This window comes from Aureivirga marina (assembly GCF_015767265.1).
In the GTDB taxonomy this organism is placed as follows: domain Bacteria; phylum Bacteroidota; class Bacteroidia; order Flavobacteriales; family Flavobacteriaceae; genus Aureivirga; species Aureivirga marina.
Genome location: NZ_JADPIB010000024.1, coordinates 1 through 1,274, shown reverse-complemented (window position 1 = coordinate 1,274; position 1,274 = coordinate 1). Strand labels below are relative to the sequence as shown.

General features: G+C 29.7%; 1 protein-coding gene. It reads left to right on the top strand.

Going from position 1 to position 1,274, the window contains the following annotated elements:
* The first annotated feature begins 204 nt into the window (after positions 1 to 204).
* Complete coding sequence (locus tag I1A51_RS17610) at positions 205 to 1,089, top strand: DUF808 domain-containing protein (RefSeq protein ID WP_196896249.1); 885 nt, start codon at positions 205 to 207, stop codon at positions 1,087 to 1,089.
* Positions 1,090 to 1,274 lie beyond the last annotated feature (185 nt).

Genomic DNA, 1,274 nt, shown 5'->3' with positions numbered 1-1,274 from the left:
AGGTCTGCCAACAACTAGACGTTATACGAAGAAAGGACATTTTAGTTTGATTAGGAGATAATACTTTAAACTAATAAAAATAAAAACCTCTCAATTTCATTAAGAATTGAGAGGTTTTTTTATAGAAGAATTTTTACTATCAATAAATTAAAATAGATTTTATTACATTTACTAACTATTTTAATTAAAAAGAAAAAGAAAAATATGGCATCAGGTTTTTTTGCACTATTAGATGATATAGCTGCAACCTTAGACGATGTAGCAGTCATGAGTAAAGTAGCTACTGAAAAAGCAAGTGGAATTTTAGGTGATGATTTAGCTGTAACAGCAGAAAAAGCATCTGGTTTTGAATCTTCAAGAGAAATTCCTGTTTTATGGAAAATTTGCAAAGGTTCCTTTATAAATAAAGTAATTATTCTTCCTTTAGCCTTTCTGCTGAGTGCTTACCTTCCGTGGTTGATTGTTCCAATTTTACTTATTGGAGGTGTCTATCTAGCCTATGAAGGTGCTGAAAAAATTTATCATTATTTTTTATCTAAAGGACATGAAAAAGCAAAAAATGATAAAAAACATATGTCTAAAGAAAAATGGGAGAAGTACGAAAAAAATAAAATCAAGTCTGCAATTCTAGTTGATTTTATTCTTTCTATTGAAATTATCATTATAGCTCTAAGTGCAGTAATTGAACAACCTCTTTATATTCAAATCATTTCTGTCACTTTTGCAGCTTTACTAGCTACTGTTGGTGTTTATGGAATTGTCGCATTAATTGTTCGAATGGATGATTTTGGTCTTAAATTAATGAAGATTAGTAGAGATGATAAAAAATTATCCTATAGATTTGGAAGAGGGTTAATTATCGCTCTACCAATTGTCATTCGAAGTCTTTCTGTAATAGGAACAATCGCAATGTTATTGGTATCAGGTGGAATATTTTCTCACAATCTCCATCAAATTCACGATTTATTACATAGTTTCCCTACTATCTTAGGAGATTTATTAATTGGAACTATAGTGGGAGCTATTGCCTTATTGATCTTTAAAACAATAAACAAAGCTAAAACATTAGTTTTTTCAAAATCTGCTTAAAAAAATTTTTATATCATCCTGATGTTTTCAAAATATCAGGATTTTTTATTTTATTTAAATTCAAGGACGTTCCCTTTCTCCTAACTCCACCTAATCTAAAGGTCGGGCTTTTCACTACAAGTTTAGTTTTTGTAAAAAAGAATTTCTATGTCATCCGTAGGCTTCTTATAGTCGCCTCCGTTTCC